The sequence below is a fragment of the Psychrobacter sp. ANT_H3 genome, assembly GCF_027919975.1.
Classification (GTDB): domain Bacteria; phylum Pseudomonadota; class Gammaproteobacteria; order Pseudomonadales; family Moraxellaceae; genus Psychrobacter; species Psychrobacter maritimus.
In genome coordinates this window covers 1-21,679 of record NZ_JAQISM010000022.1, presented here as the reverse complement: position 1 = coordinate 21,679, position 21,679 = coordinate 1, and the positions used below count along the sequence as shown (strand labels likewise).

The window sequence follows — 21,679 nt, the reverse complement described above, 5'->3', positions numbered from 1 at the left end:
TTAAAGGATGACTTTAACCAACGGGCCTGTGTTTTCATTATTGAGATATGTGGTGCCTTTATGAGTAATTTGAAGCCAGATAGCGTGATTGCTTGCTTGGATTGTCCTGATCATGTGCAGGCCGTATTGGATGCCAGTATGTGGGCGTCTATTCGTCTGCAAGCACCCATTGGCCTGCTGCATTCCGTACCAAGTTTACAACAAAAAGCCGCTGTTGATTATTCCGGCTGCCTAAATATCGATGATGAAAATGTCTTGCTCGATCAATTTACGGCAAAAGAACACTTCAGTAATAGTGAGCTAAAAGCCCAAGGTAAGCTGCTGCTACACCAAGCAACCACTTACTGCGAGCAGCAACCTCATAAGTTTAAAACCTATACGTTACATCGGCATGAAAACCTGAGTGATAGTATTGATTACGTCGATGACAAGGCACAATTAATCGTCATCGGTCATCATGTCACCTGCAAATCAACCTTAAGCCAGCTTATCCGCTTAAGCCACTGCCCCATTTTGGTGACTCATGCACCATTTTTGCCCCCAACCACGGCATTATTTGCTTTTGACAATAGCCCTACTTCGCATAAATTGCTCAATTGGCTGTGTAAAACGGCTCTTGTGCGGGCGCTGACCGTGCATATCGTCATGGTTGCCAAAGAAAACTCAGAAAACTGTGATGCACTGCGGGAAGCGTATGCGCGCCTCAAACAAGCTGGCATCAAATGCAAAAAGGCTTTGCTTGACTGCCGCGATGTGACTGCCGCCTTAAACTATTATCAAAGTAAAAATGATATTGGTCTGCTGATGACCGGTGCTTTTGGGCAACCACGTTTGCTTGAATTGCTAAAAGGTAGCGAGACCAAAAAACTGCTTGGTAGCACCAAAACCCCGTATTTACTATTCCCCAAGGCCTAAGGCCGCTCGTTTATTTGAATACAGAGGCTGAATGTTAAGCGTGATTCATCGCGCTTTACTATCGTATCTAGCTTAAGCCTCTGTAACCTCTTCCTGTTACGCCTCCTCGTTTCTTTGCCCTCACCTTTTATCAAATCATCACATGAAATAAAGTGATAGCCTCCCCAAGTGCTTAAAAAGTTGGTTATAATAAAGTTTTCGTTCATGCAACGTTAAAGGTTGATTTCCCTAACTTATACCAATAACTGTGCTATTTATTGTTATGGTATAAGCGCTATTCTTTGTCATACTGATGAGTGTTTTTGAGCGCATGTGTGCAAACCTACCTACCCCCTTGAGTAGGTTTGGCACAGTTCTTGAAGCGCTAACCATAAGCATGACAATAATATGCGGCAGCAAACAAACTGCCTCTATTAACCTGCGACATCACCCATATAAGGATTTTTTTATGAAGCTAATCACTGCGATCTTAAAACCGTTTAAGCTCGATGATGTGCGTGAAGCGCTTTCTGACATCGGTGTGAAAGGCGTCACCGTCACCGAGGTTAAAGGTTTCGGTCGTCAAAAAGGTCATACCGAGCTCTATCGCGGCGCCGAGTACGTGGTGGACTTTTTACCTAAAGTAAAAGTCGAAGTGGCGGTGATGGATGAGATGGTCGAACCTGCTATCGAAGCCATTACGCGTATCGCCAGTACTGGCAAAATCGGTGACGGCAAGATATTCGTGACCAATCTTGAGCAAGTCATTCGTATTCGTACGAGTGAGACAGGTCCTGACGCTATTTAATAATTAAGCGCCAGACCATCTATAAACACTGATTTATAGGTCATCTCGATAGTTATATTGCATATATTCAAGGGGGAATTAACATGCAAAACCAAATCTTTGAGCTCCAGTACGCGCTAGATACGTTTTATTTCTTAATGTGTGGGGCGCTGGTCATGTGGATGGCAGCTGGCTTCACCATGTTGGAAGCAGGATTGATACGCTCAAAAAACACCGTCGAAATCCTCACCAAAAATATCGCCCTCTTTGCCACCGCCTGTACCATGTATATGATATGCGGTTATGCCATTATGTATGATGGCAATCTGTTTTTGAGTGGTATTGCTGGCACTGAAACTTTAGTAGCAGATGCATTAGCGACCTCAGCTGAAAATGGCTTTGCTGGCGATGCCGTATATTCGGCCGCCTCTGATTTCTTCTTCCAAGTGGTTTTTGTCGCCACCTGTATGTCAATCGTTTCAGGTGCCGTAGCTGAACGCATGAAGTTATGGTCTTTTTTACTGTTTGCCGTTGTTATGACCGGAGTTATTTATCCATTAGAAGGTAGCTGGACGTGGGGCGGTAAAGCCGTGTTTGGTTTATTTAGCCTTGGCGATTTGGGATTTTCTGATTTTGCGGGCTCAGGTATCGTCCATATGGCAGGAGCCGCTGCCGCGCTATCAGGGGTCTTGCTGTTAGGGGCGCGTAGAGGTAAATACGGTCCCAATGGTGAGATACGTGCTATTCCCGGGGCTAATTTACCCTTGGCCGCGCTTGGCACTCTTATCTTATGGATGGGCTGGTTTGGCTTTAATGGCGGCTCAGTGCTCAAGCTTGGCGATATCGCCAGCGCCAATGCAGTTGCGGTAGTGTTTTTAAATACCAATGCCGCTGCTGCCGGTGGTGCCATCGGCGCCCTTATTATCGCGCGCATTATCTTTGGTAAAGCAGATTTGACCATGCTCTTAAATGGTGCATTAGCAGGTCTTGTCTCTATCACTGCTGAACCCTCTACGCCATCGGCGCTTCAGGCAACGCTATTTGGAATGGTGGCAGGCGTTATTGTTGTACTATCCATCTTAATATTAGATAAAATAAAAATTGATGATCCAGTTGGCGCCATTTCGGTGCATGGCGTGGCAGGCTTATTCGGTCTACTAATTGTCCCTCTGACCAATCCAGCCGCTACTTTGCTCGGTCAAATCGCCGGTGCCGCAACTATCTTTACTTGGGTGTTTATCAGTAGTCTGATGGTCTGGAGCATCATTAAATTTGTCATAGGTCTGCGTATCTCTGAAGAAGAAGAATATCAAGGAGCAGACATTGCTGAATGTGGTATGGAAGCCTATCCAGAGTTTATAAGGTAAGCCTACTATCTACGATGGTTTTATTGAGGACTATTTTATCCACAATAAGACCATCATTAATAAAATTGGCAGTGATAAAATTGGCAGTGATAAAATCGGTATTAATAAATTTCACATTAAAAAAACATCATTGATAAAAGCGCCACCATAAAGAATCCCGCATAAAAGAATCCCGCATAACCTTTCGGTCATGCGGGATTCTTTATGCTTTAAAATTTTAACACTTTATCTTTCTATCAAGTCTAGTTTACGTTAACAACCAAACTTCACAAGGCAGAATTATAGCAGTTTATTTCTTTTTCCACGTTTGGCTACGTGAGAATGGACCGATATAACCCTTTAGTTTTAAAGTGCTGCCACTTAAGTTAGCAGTCATACGATAATCTTTATTTTTTTCAGGGTCAGTAATCGTACCGCCACTGTATTTACCACCACCGTCAGCTTTCAGACCAGAGATAATCGTCATGCCAACATGCTTTTTACCTTTTTCTGAAGTCGTGCTGATAAGCTTACCCGTTAGGACGCCATTAGACTCAGTGATTTTAACCACGCCTTTTGGCTGGCCTTCATCAAAAGTCTGCCAAGTAGTGTTGTGTAATGGGTCAGCGGCGAATGCCATACTTGCTAAACTGATACCAGCAACTGCTAAAGTGGTTTTTGCGAATAATTTCATAAATTGACTCCCTTCATTCAATGATTACTAGAAACGTTGTGTTTCTGATGTCCTACGCTTATCCTTTTATCAACAATCTTTTATTGCAAGCTTGCAGCTCTATCCTAAGTTTCAGTTGAAAGCCGATATTAATATCTTATTAATGCTTAGCTTTGCAAAAAAGGTTTGATCGACATAAGCGATGTCTTGACCCATTATAAGCAATTTTTAGATTTTGCCTAGTAATTTTTTTATAGTTTATTATTACTATAAAATCAAAAGCATATCAATCAGTTACAGGAACGGATTGTCTACAATTTTATCCGATTGGTCATCTTTTTCTTTTGACTTATCATCGTAATTACTATATTGACTGCGGTTTTCAAATGCCAGCATAATTTTACTAGTGAGCTCGTGTAGCTGCTGTGCTTGCTCATATCCCGCCTCATTAAAGACCAGATTAATGTCGCCATAAATAATGATTTTATCTTCTTGATTTTCAATAACCAAATCACCAATCTGCATACTCTGGTGATTATTTGCAAATGGATCAATCATCTCGTCCTCCTTTACCTTAACAGCGCATTACCCAATCTTTCAATGCTGTGGGGATTTAGTTACATTTAAACCACTTATGCCTGTAATTGTGCCATGAGCCAGTCAATGATTGCTAGGACAAATAGCATCCAAACCGGTTCTTCTTGGGGAGTTTCGGGCAAATCGGAGCTGTCACCTGCCTTTAAAGGCAAATCAAACGCTTGGGCTTTGGTTTGGGCATCCAATACCGGTAACACATCGATGCCAATCTTGGCGGTTAATTCATCGAGACTAATCACCTCTATACGCTCTGATTCATCATTGGGCGCATAATAGACGCCTGCTTGGTTGCTTGCAGGTATGTAAACCGCTTTAAAGAAATGACTGGGTACCAGTACACGATCCGCCAGTTGTTTGGTTTTTTTACTGGTAAAAGACACTCCCGTAATGGTGTAAACCTCGCCATATTGCTGGGTTAGATAGCGCGTGGCAGACTCAATATTACGCCAAATATAGCGATTATTACGCGGTGATTGCGGCGCGATGTTAGCAAGGCTAAAGCTATCATACTGCTGGCTGCGATTGGCCATATTGCCATTAGGCGCTAAATGCCCGCGATCATAACCGGAGCCTGAATAATCAGACAGTTTGGCGCGCATGGATTTTGGCAGGCGGCTTTCTTCATGAAAGCTGTCTTCTCGGTCAATCTCTTTGGCTTGCTGCAAGCGCTTGCGGTCAAGATATTCTGCTGACCACAGCGGGGTGCGTGATACGCCCGAGTACATAACGGCAAAACCGTCCATACATAGCGCTTGGGTATTATTACTGAGCTTAGGATTGGTAAATTCAGGATAGACGCCACCATAAAACGACTGGCTACATTGGCTGAGGTCATCCGCTTGTGCAGACGATATCCCTATTAAGACAGTGAATACTGCCATTATGAGGTTAATTTTAACCCGTGCTTTATCTTTAAAAAAACTTATCATGCCACTTTTAACCATCTATGCCTGCCATTACGTATGCGCTATCCTAGCAGGCAGTTACCAATAAAGAAAGATGCGGCGTAAGTGGTGACATTTTAAATGCTATCCGCTATACTTAGGCAGCCAAAAATCTTGGTCTTGCAAAAAACGGTGAAGTGGGTGAGTGGCTGAAACCGCACGCCTGGAAAGTGTGTATACGTTCATAGCGTATCGAGGGTTCGAATCCCTCCTTCACCGCCAACCTTATAAATTCCTAGTTTTCCCACCTTGCCCCAACTCTACCCATATACCAATCAAACCCTTTATAAATAACGCGCCTAGCGTTTTTTTTATGCCTGCTATTTTCCCAATTCGACCCAATGTGACCCACCTATCCTATGGCTTGTGTTGGTCTATCTGTTGGTCTATGATTTCATTAGACCTCAAAAAGACCAACATTTAAGCTTTATGATTCAGCTTTAGACCAACGTTTTTGTTGTATCGCTTGATTCATATAGCTTGTAGCTATAAGGAATAGACCAACATGTTAAGCGATAGTAAGATCCGCAAGCTCAAACCTAGTGAGAAATGCACGCCTTCCCGTCCTGATAAATACAGTGACCAGCAAGGACTACAGATTTTGGTACGCAGTACAGGCACAAAGACATGGATAAGCGCCTATCGCTTTGATGGTAAGCAGACACGCCTCACACTTGGTACTTATCCAATCATGTCGCTCGCGGAAGCCAGACAAGCCAATACTGAGATTAAAACGCTACTAGCAGATGGTATCGATCCAAAAAATAAAAAGCGTCAAGACAAGCTTGCCAATATCCACGCGCAAAAATTCAACGACTACGCATTAGACTGGCTCGCTGAACGTCAGCGTAACGTCAAGCCGCGTACCTATCAGCAAGACTATAATCGTATGCATAAAGACGTGTTGCCACACTTTGATGGCATTGCACTAAAAGATGTGAGCTTTGAGGATTGCCGAGCAATGGCAGATGAGATCGAAAAGCGTGTGAACAAAAACGGTGAGCCGCCGCGTGAGGTTACCAGACGCACTATCGATCTGGTTGCTAATGTTTTAAGGCGTGCCAAACGCGAACGTATCATTGAGCAAAACCCAATCGATGATTTAAAGGCGCTCTATCCTAAAGCCAAAAGCCAGCATATGAAGCATGTAGATATTCATGATCTACCTGCCCTACTCCAAGCTATCGAAGGCTATCATGGTCACGACCAAACCCGATTAGGTATGAAATTCTTAGCCTATTCATTCTGTCGTACCATTGAGCTACGTATGATGAAATGGTCACACATCGATTTTGCTAACCGTTTATGGCGTGTTGATATCGATAATCTTAAAATAGCGCGTAAGCATGTGGTTCCGCTGTCAGATCAAATGCTAGCAATACTAGAAGAAATGAAAGCTATCACGGGTCAATATGAATACGTGTTCTATCATACGGGCATGCATCAGCCGTATAGCGAAGAGTTTATTAATAATGCGCTTGATATCTTAGGATATGCTGGTAAACAGACAGGTCATGGCTTTCGTCACATCGCCTCAACTAACCTAAACGAGCTTGGCTATATGGGCGATGCGATTGAAAAGCAGATGGCACATGACAAAAAAAACGATATCCGAGCAGTCTATAATCATGCTCAGCACTTAGATGAGCGCCGCAAGATCATGCAAGTCTGGGCAGACTTTTTAGACTTGCTCAGAGACACAGGCGAAGTTGTTGACTTTCAGATAGCACGGCAGCAAATTGAGAAGTCGTTAGAAAGCAAACGTCCTGACTCATTACAAAATGCTGATAAGCAAGATCTCATTAAAGCACTGTTAGATCAAGGTATCACAGCAGATGAGCTACAAATATATATTAACGAGCGTTAGTATAAATCCTTACCATTAATATCAACATAATCGAGCTCATAAAATCTATTTATCAATATATCAAGCATGGCTGTCTCTGACAGCCCTTGTACTTGAGACATTTTCGCTAATCTAGCCTTTGTTTTCTTTGTCAGGGGCAAATGGTATGGCTTTTTTGTTTTACCAGCATCTCGGTATTTTTGCTGGCTCCAGGCTCGCTTCATCTTCTCTATGAGTTTTTCTTTTCGAGCAGAAGGTATATGATTGTTGTAAATATTGCTTTCTTTATTAGAAACAGGATAATCAATGATATCTAAAGAAGCGATAACAAAGATTCTCATTTCTTCAATTGATTCTTTATCACTAAATAATAATTTAGCTCTGCTACCTCTCTTTAAATAATCTTGACTCCATTCTATCTGATTTCCATCATCAACCTTTAACCATTTCGAATAGTTGTCTTTTCTATAAACTGCTTGCCACCTCTGATATATATCATTTATCAAAGAAGATTTAAAACCTACACTTTCATCAAAATCCTTTCTGTCAAAAAACAAGTAAATCTCATCCATTAATTTACTACTATTATTTTCTAAGAAATTATAATTATATTCTAATGATAATACGTTCACTATGAATATTTGGCATCTCAAATTATTTACAAGCCATCCAAAATTACTCTCAGGTACTAAACGGTACAGCATCACTTTATAAGACATACTTACAAGTTCTTTAAAATTTTCACGCTTTGCTAGCTGCCTTATAAACTCTTCATGCCTATTGGTTGATCCAGCATGAGTAAATTCCACCCTATTAGAAGATAAATACTCTTGCATCCATCGAACCTGCCTTTGAGACAAAGATCTTATATTTGCATCAAAGTATTTCTTATTATCGTAAATATTTTGACTAATAGGATCTGAAAATACAACACTCATTATAATGCTCTCCATGCGTGGATCACGCGTGATATTTTACTATTCTTTAGATAATAATATTATCATGTTTACGTGGTATTCCGATAGTATTTCCATATTAAAAATATTGACTACACTTATGTATATCAATAACCTATCTATCTGTAGGTAGTATTAACTAGTGAAATTGTAGTATCTCAGGTAACTATCCTATTATGAATTTCTATTTGACTCAGAATATACGGTTTTATTCTTAAGTAAGTCTTACTATTATTTTGAAGATGTAGGGCTCCATCAACAAACTAATAGTTGGTATTACAGTATCAATAGGACAACTACATCAGTATGATAACTACTAAGCTAAGAGCTACCCTCTTAGCGACTGATATTATAAAAATACAGATGAACATAACTCTATGAACCAATAAATTCATAGGAGAATATTATGTCCCATCTAACCTACAACCAATCCAAAATCACCAACGATGTTGATAAGCTCGTTAAAAATGTATTATTCAAAAACCTCAAAGGTAAACGCCTTCAAGATCAGCTGAACGAATTATATCGACCGTTCATGCTGATGTATTATTTACAAGATTCTTTAAATTACTCTCAAGCTATTAACGCATTTATGAACAGCACCATTACTCTAATTGGTGCTGAATATCCTTGCGATATGATTTGGGATTACGAGAGAAGTCAAAAACTTATTACGAAATTATCAGATTATAGAAACAGTATTATAAGAGAGCTTTATGACTGGCGTTATCAGGAATCACAAAATCAAAAAGGCTTAGAATGTTACTTTAAAAAGTTGATTGAAAATAAATCAAGGGTACTAGTTGTTTTTATTGAGCTAAAATATTTAAAAGATCAACGTCATCATGTGACTATTTCTGATTTTTATTATCATATCGAAAAGATAAGAAAACTTATTCGTAAGAGAAGATCTTGTTTTAAACACCTCACGGGTTATGCATGGGCACTAGAGCAAGGTTATAAAAACGGAGGTTTTCACTGCCACCTAGTATTAACTTACGATAATTCAAAAAGGTACTCAGACTGGCATATAGCTAAAACGATAGGTGAGAAATGGCAAGAGGCCACAGAAGGTGTCGGTACTTATCATAGCTCTCATGATGCTGAGAATAAACGTCGTCTTGAAAAAGACGGAAAGCTAGGTATCGGTAGAATACATCGCAATAATCCTCAGGAGGTTAAGAACGCTTTTACTGTGGCAACGTATTTAACAAAGTCCGGTAAGTACGATCAAAAACTCAAAGTGTGGTTGCCTAAAATGCAAACATTTGGACATGGTGAATTTAAGGAAAAGTAGAACATAAACACTTGTACTTGCTTAAATATCAAAATAATTACAGATATATAGCATCCCTATGTGATGAGCACCGATGTCATCGTTGCCTCATCAATCTACCCCAAAACGTGTCATCAAGGCCTGCTATAAAGCAGGCCTTTTTATGCGCTACTATCAAGGAGATCCTATGAAACCTATTTGTCCCAACTGTCATTCAGCCCATGTCATCGAAAACATAGACACCAGTACACAAGGGTTAACAGAGCAGGTACTCTCACCAAAGCTGCTAATTGGTCTTGGTATGAGCGTCTGCAAGTACTACAAGATCAATCCCATGATTGGCATGGTCGCAGGCAGCGCCATTGCCACCGTCATTAATCTGGCACAGCAAGGACTGATGCAGCCCCCACTCATTAGAGCGGCTGTCCTGCCGCGCTATTTATGCCGTACCTGTCAGCATACCTTTAACGTCTGACTCTAACATGCTCATTTATTGAAACCTTCAATGATTCATGCATCAAAGCATGCAATCAGTTAAACCACTTATTTTATTCAACAATAAAAGGAAATATTCTTATGGCACATTTAATCGAATCAATCGCATACGTCGGTGACACTCCTTGGCACGGTCTTGGCAACGAGCTATCTCCCAAGCAGCCTATCGAAGTCTGGGCACGTGAGGCGGGAATGGATTGGCGTATTGAATCATCAGACGTCAGTTATATGGCGAACAATGAAAAAGGACAAAGTCTAATCATGCCTTTTGACACCAATAAGGTGCTTTACCGCTCTGATAACTTAGAGCCATTATCAGTGGTCAGTCAGCGCTACCAAGAAGTGCAACCGAGTGAGATCTTAGAGTTTTATCGTGATCTGACTGAACAAGCTGACTTTGAGTTAGAAACAGCAGGGGTTTTAAAAGGCGGTCGTAAGTTCTGGGCACTCGCTCGTACTGGACAATCGGCAACGCTACGAGGCGGTGATGTCAGTCATGGCTACTTGCTGCTAGCAACGGCTTGTGATGGGACGCTAGCGACTACTGCGCAGTTCACCAATATCCGTGTGGTGTGTAATAACACCTTAGCAATCAGTCTGGCTGATGGCAGCGGAGGGGTGGTCAAAGTTCCGCATAGCACCACCTTTGATGCGGATAAGGTCAAACAGCAACTAGGCGTATCTGTTAGTCAGTGGGATGACTTTAATTATGAGATGAAGCAATTAACCAATAGACGAGTGACGCAAGCAGAAGCCGCCAATTATTTAAACCGCGTGTTTAACGATGTCAAAGACGATGGTCTCATTTTATTTAATACCGCTAAGAAGGAGAAAGAGGCGGTTCCTAATGCCCGTGCCATGAATCAGGTGATGACGATGTTTAACGGTCAAGGTCGAGGTGCAGATTTAGACTCTGCTAAAGATACCGCTTATGGCCTGCTGTCAGCCATGACGGAGTTTGTGGATCATGAACGCCGTGCCATGTCGAGGGACCATCGCTTAGACTCAGCTTGGTTTGGTGCCGGGGCGAAGCTTAAAGATAAGAGCTTGGATGAAGCGCTACGCTTAATTGCCTAGTCTCTTAATGACTTTGTTTACTTGATGAATCAACCACGCCTTTGAGCGTGGTTTTTTATGCCGTCAATCAAACAAAGTACCGCATTACTTATTAATAATAAATCTAACGAAGGAATTCATTATGAACATGATCGCATTAAACAATACAACTACTCAGCCAAGAGTTAAGCGTGTAACCGTTAAGAGTAAGGCTTCAATCAAAGCTCGGCACAATAGCGCAGAGTTACCAACAACTAAGATAGAAGGTAAAACCGTTAAATCGTCTGCTATTCAATCAAGTACACCTAAGCGTTTGGTAAATACCAAATCGCTAAGCCGTGAAGAGTGGCTAGCTGTTCGCAAACAAGGTATCGGCAGCTCTGATGCCGCTGCCGCTTGTGGTATTCATCCGTATTTATCGATGCTTGAGCTATGGATGATTAAGACAGGACGCATGGAATCAAGCATTGATGAAAGCTTAGAGGGCTACTCACCGCTGTACTGGGGCAATACGCTAGAGCCGATGGTGGCGAAATACTATCAAGAACACACTGGCAATAAGGTCAGGCGTGTCAATGCCATCTTGCAGCATCCTGATCCTGACAAGCACTTTATGCTGGCTAATTTAGATTACTCGGTGGTGGGGTCAGATAAGATACAGATTTTAGAGTGTAAAACCGCAGGGGAACATGGTGCCAAGCTTTGGAAGCATGGCGTACCGTTATATGTCACTTGCCAAGTACAGCACCAATTAGCGGTCACTGGCAAAACTGCAGCGCATATCTGTGTGCTGCTTTGCGGTCATGAGGCGAAAATTTATAAGGTTGAGCGTGATGAGCGATTGATTAAATCCATCATCGAGCATGAGCGCCTGTTCTGGCAATACGTAGCAACCGACACACCACCAACCCCTGACCATTCTGAATCGGCAGCTCGGGCATTAAAACAGCTGTATCCAAACCCTAAACCATCAAGCAAGGTTGATCTGCGAGATGACGATGGCGCCAACAAATTATTTGAGCAACTGCTGAGTTATCGTGACTATATGCAAGAGTTAGAGCAGCGTCATGATCAGGTAAAGCACCAGCTGCAAACGCTAATTGCCGACAATGAGGTCGCTGTATTTGAGAAAGGTGCTATTTCATGGAAGCGCTCGAAAGACAGTGTCGGTCTGGATAGTAAAGCTGTCATTAAAGCCTATCCTGAACTATTAGCTAAATTCAGTAAAACCCGTCAAGGTAGCAGACGCTTTGTCATTCTTAATGAATAAGTCACAAACTACTTCATCATCAACCCATTACTCAACTGAACGAAATAAGTTCATAACCGCCCACCTAGCACAGGTGGGCTTTTTTATGGCTTAAACAAATTCATTCAACACAAAAGGAATATCACCATGATTAAGGGTCTAACCATTACTCCACCAGTTTTAGGTCGCATCAGCATTGGACGTATCATTCAAAAGGACGGTAAACGTCTTCCTGCCAAAGACGATCAATTCACCATCACCAGTCAAGTTCAAAATAAGGATGGCTGGATCAATCATCCCCTTGATGAAAAGCTACGCGCAAATAATGAAGGCAAGCTGAGGCAAATACCGGTACGTATGCTGTTCAATGATCCAGAATTAAACCTACGAGCTGAGTACACGCTATTTGATAGACAAACGGGCAGACCGTTATGTGTGGGTGACGGTGAGAGCTGTCAGCGCCGCACAAACAAGGGTGTTGAGCAATTGCCATGTCCATCCCCTGATCGTTGTCCATTAGCGCAAGGCGGAGCCTGTAAGCCATATGGCAGACTCTACGTGAATCTGTCTGAAGAAGATGAGCTGGGCACGTTTATCTTTCGCACTACTGGCTTTAATAGTATTAGAACGCTTGCCGCACGCCTAAGCTACTTTGCCGCCGTGTCAGGCAACAAGCTGTCATGCTTACCACTACAACTCACCTTACGAGGCAAAAGCACCACGCAAAGCTATCGAACGCCGATTTACTTTGTGGATCTGACATTACGTGATGGGGTGACGCTTAAAGATGCGGTACAGCATGCTAGAGCGATTGATCGTGAGCTTAGCGAACATGGCTTTGATCAAGCGGCATTAGAGGCCGCGGCGAAGCTTGGCTATGTGAACTCCTGCTTTGAGGTTGATAGTGATGGCATGCTTGATGTGGCTGAAGAGTTTTATCCAGTAGAGACAGAGGATGTGAGCAGTACTCAGCAAGGGAATTATCAGAATGGGTTAGCCACTCAGAACGTGAGCAGCATTGAGCAAGGCTTACGAAAAAGCGTGACAGCAGTGAGCTAAAACCATCGGGCTAGAGATGCGACATAAGAAGGAGCTGATCATTCAGCTCCTTCTTTTATTGTTTCATACAAGGCCAGTCACTGGACTACATGGGATGCCGTAAAAAAATATGGGACTCCGTAACTGTATGAGAAGAAAGATTCTCATTAATTTACAAAGGAGATAATCATGCAATTATTAAATGCGAACACACAACAAAACGTATCAACAGCTAGCACTTTACAGATACCTCGCATGATACCGCTCAAGCAGGTAATGCATTATACAGCGCTTAGCAGTACTACGATTTATGAGATGGTCAATAAAAAATCTGATCGTTACGACCCAACATTCCCTGTTCAAGTAAAGCTATCAAAGGGACGTGTAGCATGGGTAGAAAGCGAAGTGGCTGATTGGATTGAAAGTAAGATGGCTGCGCGGATTCACTGATCAAGGATAGAAAACAAGGCGCGTAGTGCGGCTTGTTTTTTTGCCTCCTTTTTGATCCAGTAATTTAGTAACATGCTATATGCAATGTAGCTTTAATTAGACATATATAAAGGTTAGATACAGACTATAGCTATGGATTTAAGAAAAGAAATAGCGTTGAATATTTCTGCAGCGCTATCTAGAATCTTGTTAGATAAGATCACTAGACAGACTATCAGATGGATGCAAAACTTTGATACTGCATTAAATATGGGCTATCTCAAAAACTTATGGGATGATGTTTGCTATCAGCGCCAAACAGAAAAGTCTTTTTCATGGAGTTACTACGACGATATGATTTTATCGTTTGTAGCAGCCCAGCTCAAAGAGCTAAGCAACTATGAGGGTAATGGTATTTGGTTGCAAACTGACGCAATCTACGATCAGCTAGATCATATGCAATCCAACGGGATGACTACAGCTAGCGCATACTAAGAAATTAACTTGCTTTGCTATATAAGTGATATAGCAAGATATGTGATAAATGAGTATATTTATAGTCAGGCAGATAGGTGGCAAAACGATAGACTCAAACAGCTACTAGGCCTATTTTTGAAACACTTTAGATACCTTAACCTAGCTACATTTAGCTATCCTTAGCTGTTTTTAGCTATCCTTAGCGCTTTGCAAGATACCAAGACCAACCTTCAGAAACGACTAAACTGAACCGCCCCGACTTTATCGGAGGTTGATTTACTTGAGCTAGGCAGCTTCACCTAACAGATTAAGATTATTACTATACCCCTTTTCAAACTCAAAGGGCCACACATAACCAATCGTACTATGCAAACGGGTTTTATTGAACCAATCCACCCATTCAAAGGTTGCCAGTTCAACATCATTTACACCGTCCCAGCTCTGCTTTAAATAATGAAACACCTCAGATTTATAAATCCCATTAATCGTCTTAGCCAATGCATTGTTGCATGAATCACCATTGGTGCCCACAGACGCAATAATGTTCGATTCGGCAATTTTATTGGTATAGCAGATGGATAAGCACTGAACCCCTCGATCACTGTGATGAATCACCTCTTTAGGCTTATTTCTGTCTGCTATCGCCTGATTTACCGCTGCTATATCAGTGTTCATACGACTAGATACTTTCCAGCCGACAATTACTCGTGTAAATACATTAATGATAAAAGCAGTATATACCTAGCCGCTCAATTTCTTGTAAGCCATAATGTCTCATTAATCGCTCAACAGTACATCGAGCAACCTCTAAACCGTTCGCTTGCATCTGCTGCCAAACCTTACGCACTCATAACGGCATTTACTGTCCAGCCAGATACCGCTGATTTCACTGATGTAGAAATCGACATGCCACTGACGCTGTGAACACTTTTCTGGGTTGTCGCTTAAATCTTTAGCGCGATAGTAAGCTGATGGGGCAATCGGTAGTACTAGGCAGATTGGCTCGATCCCGTAATTGTTTTTATGGTCATCAATAAAGTCGACCATTACTTGGGTGTACGGCCCGTCTCTGCCTGGGCGAAAAAAGTAGCAGCCTTGTGTATAATTTCACTGGCTTGCTTAAGCTCTCTATTTTCGCACTCGAGATCCTTAATACGTTGCTCTTGGCTTTGAGCTTGTACTGAGGCAGGAATGGTTTGTTGTATGTGCTTCTTATGCCATGATCGCAGGGCTTCATATGTACAGCCAATCTTTGACGTTATGGCTTGAATGGCTGACTATGTAGAGGGGTAGTCGCTCGACGCTTCAATCCGCATGCGAACAGCACGTTCTTTAATCTCATGAGTGTAGGTTTGTCTTTTCATTGTCGTATTCTCTCAGAATGTTTAGTCTCCGACAATCCCGAGTCGGTTCAGTCTAGCCAAAGACACAACTTACATCGTGATAACATATTAGCGGACTTAATAATAGCTCAGCAACACTTTAAACATTCATTGTACAGACAGCCTAATTGTGTCTCTCTATATTAGATATGTCAGCTTGAAGCTTAATAACTGCTGATAGCCCATTCATCAATAAAAAAAATAAAAGATGAATGAGCTTGGTATTGGTATAAAGACAATGAATCACAAACTCATAAATGGAAAAGGAAAACCATAATGGACAATCAAGATGTGAACGAACAAAGTATGGATGAACAGTACAAAAACAATCAAAAAATGGATAATGATATGAATAACCAGACACTAAAAGGCGAATGGAACCAGCTTAAAGGTTCAGTAAAGCAAAAGTGGGCAGATTTAACAGATGACGATCTAACCCATATCGAAGGTGACCGTGACAAATTGGTTGGCCGTATCCAAGAGCGTTATGGTCATTCACAAGAAGATGCTGAACGGGATGTGGCTGAGTGGCGTAACCAAAATAAATATTGATTATTCTATCTTCAATAATCATACCCTGAAAATATAAAAAGCCCGTGACTATGATCACGGCCTTTTTTAGTCAGTTTAGTTAGGACTTGATTCTTTGGCTGTGTGTTATTGATACTTCATCGTGGCTTAATACGATGCTTAGGATAACATTGGAAGTTGATAGATTTTTGCGTAAATCAACGTGCTAATAAATACGCCTAACCCGCTCAGCCAGATCATGTATGCATGAGAAGTTGACCACCCGACTTTCCATATGATTTTACTTTCTACGCTTAGCCACTCTGTAATACTGGTGCCAAGTGTCAACCAAAATGCACCTACTAGATAACCGCCCAGTACATCGCTTAGATAATGCTGGTTCAATACAACTCTGCTCAATCCGATCAAGAGGATAAAAATAATCGCTATTGTAAATATACGAATTTTTTGAGCAAAATTTTGGTGGAATCGAATCAGTAGGTAAGCGATAAATCCATATAACGCCATAGCGATCGTCGCATGACCACTTGGAAACGAATAAGTTTGCACAACTAATAAGCTATTAGCAGGCCTTTCACGCTGAAATAAATATTTCAACAAAGAAGTAAATGCAGTACTGCCTAAAGTAGCAATCAATAACCCTACTATTATATAGCGTTGCTGCTTTACCCAGCAATTCACAGCAACAAACAAAACCACCAAAACGGCAATAGGCGTAGACGCAAAGCTGGTTATCAGGACGAAAAAACCAACAACGTCGGAATCACGTAGTAAGCTCATCTGTGCCGATATAAAATAATCGATGGAAACAATAGAATTCAACGTAGCCACAGCTTCAGCCAATGCAATGAATAACACCAGCATGCAACCTATCACTACCCATAGAAATGTCAGTGACAGCCAATAAAAATCCCGTAAATCAAACCGCCGAGACATTATCACATCCAGCTTGGGATACTTACCTCTGAATAGAATGATACGTTTGTTCTTTGCAAGGTTCCTTTTTATCCTCACCCAACAGCGGATTGCTTGAGTGAAAAGCTGCTGACCATAACGAATAACCGAGTGCTGCAATATCAATAAAACAGTAACAACCAAAAAAACCAGAAAACCTAAGGCGAACAATGGCTGATTTTCTGATATTAAAGATATCATTATTGAACCTTTTCTGAGAGTTTAGGCATAGCTGTCTGACTTAAGTAAATCAACCGCCGATATAATCAGAGCGATTCAAGCTGATGACAACCTTACAGAAACCCTTTAATCTTTAATGGATTGCGCGCTTTTTGATACTTACTGCACTCCATCTGCTGGTGTTTGATCTAAGTTCGAGTTATTTTCATTGACAGTAACCGTATCATCAGCCTTTTGGTCATTTTCTACACTGCCATTACTAGAATAGTACGCTGTACCTCCCGCACCTTCTACATCCTCTGTGGAAGCAGGGCTTTGATCTTCAGCCTCGGTTGCTGTTTGCACAGGTGTCATTTCGCTAGATTTTGTATGAGGAGCTGGCTCTTCTGTTTCACTGCTGCAAGCGCTGAGACCAAAGAAACTCACTAAAAACATTATCCATAATTTATTTTGAAGCGACCTAGTAGGTACTGATGTTTTCATTTTAATATCCTTATTATAATTAAGATCGAAATATTTAAAAAAACTCTAGGAAACCATCATACAGTCATTGAGCTGAGCCAATTTAAGTACTAACGCAGACCATTTACTCTTTTTATTATTTATTGCTGTCATTCTTTTATGAAACCAAAACCAAAATAACGCTCAACTAGCAAGTTAAACCTAACAGACAAATTTAATGTTTTCACGTAGTGAAAGGTAAGAGTTTGTTAGCTTGTGTGCCATATATTTTTTTAAAGGACATATGGTTCTTATAAATACCTAGGATTTAAAGTCATAGTACAATCGCCATTAGGAGATATGGGAAAGCCATTTCCAATTCTCCACATGGCACTATAAATTTAGCTATACGGTGTATACCAAGGAAAAACAAAATGGATTGGATAAGTATTTTTATTTATGACACTACATGGGATTTTGCGGCAGAAATAGTCATACGTACCACCATTATGTTTTGCTTGATCATTTTGTTATTACGAAGTACAGGTAAGCGCGGCATCCGCCAACTTTCAATTTTCGAATTAACTATAATTTTGGCACTTGGCTCTATCGCTGGTGACCCAATGTTTACAGAGGATCTGCCACTTATCCAAGCGGTGCTCATCATGAGCCTTGTCCTTTTTCTCTATAGATTTTTTACGTGGTTCAGCACAAAACATAAGCTTTTTGAGCTGTTATTAGAAGGCAAACCTACTTATATCGTAGAAAATGGCATGCTGATAATGGAAGATGTCAAGAAAGGTAAAATGTCGCACGATGAGTTCTTTGCTGAAATGCGCCAACAAGGCGTGCGTCACTTAGGACAAGTGGAAGTAGGATTGCTCGAAACAGATGGTGAGTTTAGTGTATTGTTATTTCCACACGAGGGCACACAGTATGGGCTACCCATTTTTCCTAAAGAGTTTCAGGCTACGAAAGCCATAAAAGATGGTCAGCTCTATGCTTGTATGCATTGCGGTTATGTCGAATGTATTTCAGCGCCAAATGAAGAATGCAATCGCTGCCATCTTTCAAGAGGATGGGCTAAAGCTTTAAACAATAAGATTGTAAATTAGTCAGTATGGCGGTTTACCACCTCAATAATGCTCTTACAAATAAGACTATTGATGCTGCGTAGCTTTTGCTCAGGCGCGCCTTGACAGATGCTGCAAAAATCATGAAGCTCATCTTTATAGCCGATACAATAAAAAAACGTTCCGACAGGCTTCTCTTTTGTTTCAGAGCCTCCAGGCTTTAATAAACCTGTACAAGCGACATGCAAGTCGGCATCAAATATTGTCTTAGACTTATTAACCAGTTCTTTTGTTACCTCTAGTGATTCAGGCGTACACTCAGCAATTAATTGGCTTGATATATTTAACACGTTCTTTTTTATCGCAACGTCGTAACATACCAAGCCGCCCATTAATATATCGCCTGAATAAGGACTCATAGAAAAGCGATGCGCTAGATAGCCCGCGGTCGCACTTTCAATAAAAACTATGGTTAATTGCTTATCTGCCAACAACTTTGCACAGCTATTAGTCACAACGCTCTCCATATCAACATTAGAACAATCAAGGCTATTACAGTCCTTTCCTATTAAAAACTCAATTCATATCGTGATGAATTTGCGTAACAGTATTTTTTAATTAGGTTTGCACTAGCAAAGGTAGAATAGGTAATGATTTAGGTTCTGTAATCTGATTAGATTAGGGCATGCTATTTTTCTCGATAATCACTTTAAAGTATTTGGTTTGGTATTCTATTATGTCAATTATGACTGTGTCTGATGTCAGTATACTTTTTAGAACACCGCCAAATAATTATTAGTAACTATTGTTACAAATTACCTTTAATTTGAATCCGCTTTATTCCACTATAATAAGAAATCAGTCATCAACAAGATAAGGTAAATTAATGCATCAAATGAGTGAGTGGGTGCTGGCTATCATGGCAAAGTTTGGCTATGTCGGCATTTTATTCGCTATGTTTGCTGAAAATGTTTTTCCGCCTATACCATCTGAGCTTATTATGCCAGCAGCAGGTTTTTCGGCCGCTAGAGGTGATTTAAATATACTATTAATCATAGTAGCCGGTACGTTTGGTAGCGTCCTTGGTGCATTACCTCTTTATTATCTGGGAACTTTGTTCAATAAAGAACGCTTAATGGTATTTACTGAAAAGTACGGAAAATACGTGTTTATTAAGTCTGAGGATGTTTTGTCGTCCAATGCGTGGTTCGATAAACATGGTAAGAAAGTGGTTTTTTTTGGCCGCATGGTACCTGGTATTCGTTCATTGATCTCCATCCCTGCGGGGATGAATAAGATGCCAATGGCCTCTTTTTTAGTATTAACGGCTTTGGGATCTAGCATTTGGACGACAATATTGGCCCTAGCAGGATTTTACTTAGGTAAAAACTATGAGGTCATTACGACTATGTTAGCGCCTTACTCCAAAGTTTTCTTATTGCTTGCCATAGTCATTATTATTGTTTGGTTTATTAAACGTCGACTGTCTGATCAGCATAGTAGTAATAATATTTAATACAAAACCGATTTATTTGACTTCCAAATTTTAATGGTTTTTTTAAATAAAACACAGCTACTGTAACCCTCAACCAGCGCTACTCTTCACCTATGTTTTCTTCCCTATACTGAAATTATAAATACAGTAGATGGCACAACCCATCTGTCATAAAAAACACTCAAAGACAAAGGATAACATCATGAAAAACTTATCAACTCTAAGCAAATCTATCATTATGGTACTTAGTATTGCAGGTGTTAGCACCGCTGCTATCGCTGTAGGGCAAAGCACCACTACAAGAACCGAAGTCAGTAAGGCTGTAGCAGCGGCACAAAGCAAGGTCAGTCTTGAGCAAGCCATTGTTATTGCTAAAAAAACCATTAAAGGTGATGTTGTTAGCGCTGACTTTGATCAAAATGACCATTCAGCAGGTGGCAATTACGAGGTTAAGACTATCGCTAATAATACTGAATATAAAGTAAAAATAGATGCCAATAGCGGTAAGGTTTTAAGCAATAAGCAAGAGAAACTTGATAAAGAAGATATAGCAGAATATAACGCGATGAAAAAGTCTAAGACCAGTTTGAACCAAGCAATACAAAAAGCGAACCAAAGTGTGAAAGGAAAAGTCATTGAAGCAGGGTTTGATATGGATTTTGGCAAACCTACTTATAAAATTGAGATTATTAAAGGGACTAAAGTACATAAAGTGGTTGTCGATAGCATGACTGGTAAGATTATTCGTAGCCAAGTAGAAGCAGCTGATAATGATGATTAATATTACAGTAAGTCGAACTGATAAATAAGTTAACACCCATGTCTAATGATTTCTAAAAGGCTCTAAGCGCCATCCCCAGATCGCTTAGAGCCTTTTGGTTTAGCGCGGCCACTATAAAAATGTGTTAGTGCAGATTAGGATGGCTGTGATGATTACAGAAAATTGAATCAATAATATACTGTTGAAATTGCGCCTAAAACAAGTTGATTTAGCTATTTTGAGCCTCTCCTAAAGGGAATGTAACTGCTTATAATACACTAACAGGAGAATAAGCAATGACTACTCAATCTGACATTAAAAAACTGGCCGGGCAAATGGCTGGTAGCATGAATAGCTTTGATGACATCACAGCTATTCAAAAGCAGCTCATACAATCCTTTATCGACACTATAAATAGTAGTAATGCTGAAGAGGGACTGGTTATCTTTAATAAAGGCGTATTTCACTAACTGTGATTTGCGAAGTACACGTTGGTCTCATTCGAGCATAGCTCTTATCTTGCGTCGGGGCGAAGCAGTGCTTCATTTCCTATTTCTATATTTAAGGTATCTCATTCATCCTGAGCTGCCTAGCTACTTTGCCGTCGCTGAAACATTTTAGTTGTTTTCTGCTATTTTTTTGATGGCTTCAGTCTTAAAAGTTACACTATAGGTTCTACAGTTTCTTCAGCATAGCTCACCCTTACCTGTGCGCCGTGCCATCACATCTGCAAAACGTTCAATACGTTTTAACTCTTTCCCTTCTCCCTCTATGGTAAAGCTGGCCTTACTTTCTCTCAG

At 40.8% G+C, this 21,679-nt stretch carries 23 protein-coding genes, 1 tRNA gene, 1 pseudogene and 1 other annotated feature; of the genes and pseudogenes, 17 read left to right on the top strand and 8 right to left on the bottom strand.

Features of this window, described 5'->3' with window-relative positions; genetic code table 11:
- The first annotated feature begins 60 nt into the window (after positions 1-60).
- The 3 genes from PG901_RS10855 to PG901_RS10845 all read left to right on the top strand — a co-directional run bounded on the left by PG901_RS10855 (position 61) and on the right by PG901_RS10845 (position 3,048).
- Positions 61-915: a universal stress protein gene (locus tag PG901_RS10855; RefSeq protein ID WP_201563701.1), complete on the top strand. Its 855-nt coding sequence runs from the start codon at positions 61-63 to the stop codon at positions 913-915.
- A 448-nt stretch (positions 916-1,363) separates the two neighbouring features.
- Complete coding sequence (locus PG901_RS10850; protein ID WP_271134408.1) at positions 1,364-1,702, top strand: P-II family nitrogen regulator; 339 nt, start codon at positions 1,364-1,366, stop codon at positions 1,700-1,702.
- An 83-nt stretch (positions 1,703-1,785) separates the two neighbouring features.
- Positions 1,786-3,048 (top strand): ammonium transporter, encoded by a 1,263-nt coding sequence (locus PG901_RS10845; RefSeq protein ID WP_271134407.1) that lies wholly within the window; start codon positions 1,786-1,788, stop codon positions 3,046-3,048.
- 289 nt (positions 3,049-3,337) lie between these two features.
- On the opposite strand, the gene PG901_RS10840 is transcribed toward PG901_RS10845, so the two are convergent.
- The 3 genes from PG901_RS10840 to PG901_RS10830 all read right to left on the bottom strand — a co-directional run bounded on the left by PG901_RS10840 (position 3,338) and on the right by PG901_RS10830 (position 5,226).
- The gene (locus PG901_RS10840) at positions 3,338-3,721 is read right to left on the bottom strand and encodes a DUF2147 domain-containing protein (protein ID WP_201545882.1); all 384 of its coding nucleotides are present in this window, start codon (positions 3,719-3,721) and stop codon (positions 3,338-3,340) included.
- 273 nt (positions 3,722-3,994) lie between these two features.
- A complete protein-coding gene (locus PG901_RS10835; protein ID WP_271134406.1) occupies positions 3,995-4,258 on the bottom strand; it encodes a hypothetical protein in 264 nt (87 codons plus the stop codon).
- A gap of 74 nt (positions 4,259-4,332) precedes the next feature.
- Positions 4,333-5,226, bottom strand: coding sequence for a DNA/RNA non-specific endonuclease (locus PG901_RS10830; RefSeq protein WP_271134405.1), 894 nt, complete (start codon positions 5,224-5,226; stop codon positions 4,333-4,335).
- Between the two features lie 146 nt (positions 5,227-5,372).
- On the opposite strand from PG901_RS10830, the gene PG901_RS10825 reads away from it, so the two are divergent.
- Both PG901_RS10825 and PG901_RS10820 read left to right on the top strand, forming a co-directional pair.
- Positions 5,373-5,463: transfer RNA gene (locus tag PG901_RS10825), tRNA-Ser, on the top strand.
- A gap of 283 nt (positions 5,464-5,746) precedes the next feature.
- Positions 5,747-7,108 carry a tyrosine-type recombinase/integrase gene (locus tag PG901_RS10820; protein WP_271134404.1) on the top strand — a complete coding sequence of 454 codons (1,362 nt, stop codon included), beginning with the start codon at positions 5,747-5,749 and terminating at the stop codon, positions 7,106-7,108.
- Here PG901_RS10820 and PG901_RS10815 read toward each other — a convergent pair.
- The gene (locus tag PG901_RS10815) at positions 7,105-8,025 is read right to left on the bottom strand and encodes a hypothetical protein (protein WP_271134403.1); all 921 of its coding nucleotides are present in this window, start codon (positions 8,023-8,025) and stop codon (positions 7,105-7,107) included. The two genes, PG901_RS10820 and PG901_RS10815, sit on opposite strands and share 4 nt — an antisense overlap.
- A gap of 424 nt (positions 8,026-8,449) precedes the next feature.
- Between PG901_RS10815 and PG901_RS10810 the strand changes: the two genes are divergently transcribed.
- The 7 genes from PG901_RS10810 to PG901_RS10780 all read left to right on the top strand — a co-directional run bounded on the left by PG901_RS10810 (position 8,450) and on the right by PG901_RS10780 (position 14,081).
- The gene (locus tag PG901_RS10810; protein WP_201629350.1) at positions 8,450-9,340 is read left to right on the top strand and encodes an inovirus-type Gp2 protein; all 891 of its coding nucleotides are present in this window, start codon (positions 8,450-8,452) and stop codon (positions 9,338-9,340) included.
- A gap of 166 nt (positions 9,341-9,506) precedes the next feature.
- Positions 9,507-9,794 carry a hypothetical protein gene (locus PG901_RS10805; RefSeq protein ID WP_201629351.1) on the top strand — a complete coding sequence of 96 codons (288 nt, stop codon included), beginning with the start codon at positions 9,507-9,509 and terminating at the stop codon, positions 9,792-9,794.
- Positions 9,795-9,895: 101 nt separating this feature from the next.
- Positions 9,896-10,891, top strand: a complete 996-nt coding sequence (locus tag PG901_RS10800; protein WP_271134402.1) for a DUF932 domain-containing protein — start codon at positions 9,896-9,898, stop codon at positions 10,889-10,891.
- Between the two features lie 121 nt (positions 10,892-11,012).
- Positions 11,013-12,140, top strand: a complete 1,128-nt coding sequence (locus PG901_RS10795; protein WP_271134401.1) for a YqaJ viral recombinase family nuclease — start codon at positions 11,013-11,015, stop codon at positions 12,138-12,140.
- 126 nt (positions 12,141-12,266) lie between these two features.
- Positions 12,267-13,178 (top strand): recombination directionality factor, encoded by a 912-nt coding sequence (locus PG901_RS10790; RefSeq protein WP_271134400.1) that lies wholly within the window; start codon positions 12,267-12,269, stop codon positions 13,176-13,178.
- Between the two features lie 168 nt (positions 13,179-13,346).
- A complete protein-coding gene (locus PG901_RS10785; RefSeq protein ID WP_201629355.1) occupies positions 13,347-13,607 on the top strand; it encodes a helix-turn-helix transcriptional regulator in 261 nt (86 codons plus the stop codon).
- A gap of 132 nt (positions 13,608-13,739) precedes the next feature.
- A complete protein-coding gene (locus PG901_RS10780) occupies positions 13,740-14,081 on the top strand; it encodes a hypothetical protein (RefSeq protein ID WP_271134399.1) in 342 nt (113 codons plus the stop codon).
- A 267-nt stretch (positions 14,082-14,348) separates the two neighbouring features.
- Here PG901_RS10780 and PG901_RS10775 read toward each other — a convergent pair.
- A pseudogene (locus tag PG901_RS10775) lies at positions 14,349-15,427 on the bottom strand (IS3 family transposase).
- Positions 15,036-15,152: a sequence feature (AL1L pseudoknot), on the bottom strand. (Overlaps the previous pseudogene by 117 nt.)
- Positions 15,428-15,721: 294 nt before the next feature.
- On the opposite strand from PG901_RS10775, the gene PG901_RS10770 reads away from it, so the two are divergent.
- Positions 15,722-15,997 carry a CsbD family protein gene (locus PG901_RS10770; RefSeq protein WP_413500926.1) on the top strand — a complete coding sequence of 92 codons (276 nt, stop codon included), beginning with the start codon at positions 15,722-15,724 and terminating at the stop codon, positions 15,995-15,997.
- Positions 15,998-16,135: 138 nt separating this feature from the next.
- Here PG901_RS10770 and PG901_RS10765 read toward each other — a convergent pair whose 3' ends face one another.
- Positions 16,136-17,131 carry a phosphatase PAP2 family protein gene (locus PG901_RS10765; RefSeq protein WP_271134398.1) on the bottom strand — a complete coding sequence of 332 codons (996 nt, stop codon included), beginning with the start codon at positions 17,129-17,131 and terminating at the stop codon, positions 16,136-16,138.
- 138 nt (positions 17,132-17,269) lie between these two features.
- Entirely contained in the window at positions 17,270-17,593 is a 324-nt protein-coding gene (locus PG901_RS10760; RefSeq protein ID WP_201629358.1) for a hypothetical protein, read from the bottom strand.
- Positions 17,594-17,985: 392 nt separating this feature from the next.
- Between PG901_RS10760 and PG901_RS10755 the strand changes: the two genes are divergently transcribed.
- Positions 17,986-18,666 carry a DUF421 domain-containing protein gene (locus PG901_RS10755; RefSeq protein ID WP_201629359.1) on the top strand — a complete coding sequence of 227 codons (681 nt, stop codon included), beginning with the start codon at positions 17,986-17,988 and terminating at the stop codon, positions 18,664-18,666.
- Here PG901_RS10755 and PG901_RS10750 read toward each other — a convergent pair.
- Positions 18,663-19,139, bottom strand: coding sequence for a CinA family protein (locus tag PG901_RS10750; protein WP_227671005.1), 477 nt, complete (start codon positions 19,137-19,139; stop codon positions 18,663-18,665). The genes PG901_RS10755 and PG901_RS10750 overlap by 4 nt on opposite strands.
- A 371-nt stretch (positions 19,140-19,510) precedes the next feature.
- On the opposite strand from PG901_RS10750, the gene PG901_RS10745 reads away from it, so the two are divergent.
- The 3 genes from PG901_RS10745 to PG901_RS10735 all read left to right on the top strand — a co-directional run bounded on the left by PG901_RS10745 (position 19,511) and on the right by PG901_RS10735 (position 21,349).
- Positions 19,511-20,140, top strand: a complete 630-nt coding sequence (locus PG901_RS10745) for a DedA family protein (protein WP_201629361.1) — start codon at positions 19,511-19,513, stop codon at positions 20,138-20,140.
- A gap of 181 nt (positions 20,141-20,321) precedes the next feature.
- Complete coding sequence (locus PG901_RS10740) at positions 20,322-20,900, top strand: PepSY domain-containing protein (protein WP_201629362.1); 579 nt, start codon at positions 20,322-20,324, stop codon at positions 20,898-20,900.
- A 275-nt stretch (positions 20,901-21,175) separates the two neighbouring features.
- The gene (locus PG901_RS10735) at positions 21,176-21,349 is read left to right on the top strand and encodes a hypothetical protein (RefSeq protein WP_271134397.1); all 174 of its coding nucleotides are present in this window, start codon (positions 21,176-21,178) and stop codon (positions 21,347-21,349) included.
- Positions 21,350-21,679: the final 330 nt, after the last annotated feature.

What these genes read in the sequence shown, in the direction of transcription:
- PG901_RS10855 (WP_201563701.1), top strand. Translation starts at nt 61, where the DNA reads ATGAGTAATTTGAAGCCAGATAGCGTGATTGCTTGCTTGGATTGTCCT.
- PG901_RS10850 (WP_271134408.1), top strand. Translation starts at nt 1,364, where the DNA reads ATGAAGCTAATCACTGCGATCTTAAAACCGTTTAAGCTCGATGATGTG.
- PG901_RS10845 (WP_271134407.1), top strand. Translation starts at nt 1,786, where the DNA reads ATGCAAAACCAAATCTTTGAGCTCCAGTACGCGCTAGATACGTTTTAT.
- PG901_RS10840 (WP_201545882.1), bottom strand. Translation starts at nt 3,721, where the DNA reads ATGAAATTATTCGCAAAAACCACTTTAGCAGTTGCTGGTATCAGTTTA.
- PG901_RS10835 (WP_271134406.1), bottom strand. Translation starts at nt 4,258, where the DNA reads ATGATTGATCCATTTGCAAATAATCACCAGAGTATGCAGATTGGTGAT.
- PG901_RS10830 (WP_271134405.1), bottom strand. Translation starts at nt 5,226, where the DNA reads ATGATAAGTTTTTTTAAAGATAAAGCACGGGTTAAAATTAACCTCATA.
- PG901_RS10820 (WP_271134404.1), top strand. Translation starts at nt 5,747, where the DNA reads ATGTTAAGCGATAGTAAGATCCGCAAGCTCAAACCTAGTGAGAAATGC.
- PG901_RS10815 (WP_271134403.1), bottom strand. Translation starts at nt 8,025, where the DNA reads ATGAGTGTTGTATTTTCAGATCCTATTAGTCAAAATATTTACGATAAT.
- PG901_RS10810 (WP_201629350.1), top strand. Translation starts at nt 8,450, where the DNA reads ATGTCCCATCTAACCTACAACCAATCCAAAATCACCAACGATGTTGAT.
- PG901_RS10805 (WP_201629351.1), top strand. Translation starts at nt 9,507, where the DNA reads ATGAAACCTATTTGTCCCAACTGTCATTCAGCCCATGTCATCGAAAAC.
- PG901_RS10800 (WP_271134402.1), top strand. Translation starts at nt 9,896, where the DNA reads ATGGCACATTTAATCGAATCAATCGCATACGTCGGTGACACTCCTTGG.
- PG901_RS10795 (WP_271134401.1), top strand. Translation starts at nt 11,013, where the DNA reads ATGAACATGATCGCATTAAACAATACAACTACTCAGCCAAGAGTTAAG.
- PG901_RS10790 (WP_271134400.1), top strand. Translation starts at nt 12,267, where the DNA reads ATGATTAAGGGTCTAACCATTACTCCACCAGTTTTAGGTCGCATCAGC.
- PG901_RS10785 (WP_201629355.1), top strand. Translation starts at nt 13,347, where the DNA reads ATGCAATTATTAAATGCGAACACACAACAAAACGTATCAACAGCTAGC.
- PG901_RS10780 (WP_271134399.1), top strand. Translation starts at nt 13,740, where the DNA reads ATGGATTTAAGAAAAGAAATAGCGTTGAATATTTCTGCAGCGCTATCT.
- PG901_RS10770 (WP_413500926.1), top strand. Translation starts at nt 15,722, where the DNA reads ATGGACAATCAAGATGTGAACGAACAAAGTATGGATGAACAGTACAAA.
- PG901_RS10765 (WP_271134398.1), bottom strand. Translation starts at nt 17,131, where the DNA reads ATGATATCTTTAATATCAGAAAATCAGCCATTGTTCGCCTTAGGTTTT.
- PG901_RS10760 (WP_201629358.1), bottom strand. Translation starts at nt 17,593, where the DNA reads ATGAAAACATCAGTACCTACTAGGTCGCTTCAAAATAAATTATGGATA.
- PG901_RS10755 (WP_201629359.1), top strand. Translation starts at nt 17,986, where the DNA reads ATGGATTGGATAAGTATTTTTATTTATGACACTACATGGGATTTTGCG.
- PG901_RS10745 (WP_201629361.1), top strand. Translation starts at nt 19,511, where the DNA reads ATGCATCAAATGAGTGAGTGGGTGCTGGCTATCATGGCAAAGTTTGGC.
- PG901_RS10740 (WP_201629362.1), top strand. Translation starts at nt 20,322, where the DNA reads ATGAAAAACTTATCAACTCTAAGCAAATCTATCATTATGGTACTTAGT.
- PG901_RS10735 (WP_271134397.1), top strand. Translation starts at nt 21,176, where the DNA reads ATGACTACTCAATCTGACATTAAAAAACTGGCCGGGCAAATGGCTGGT.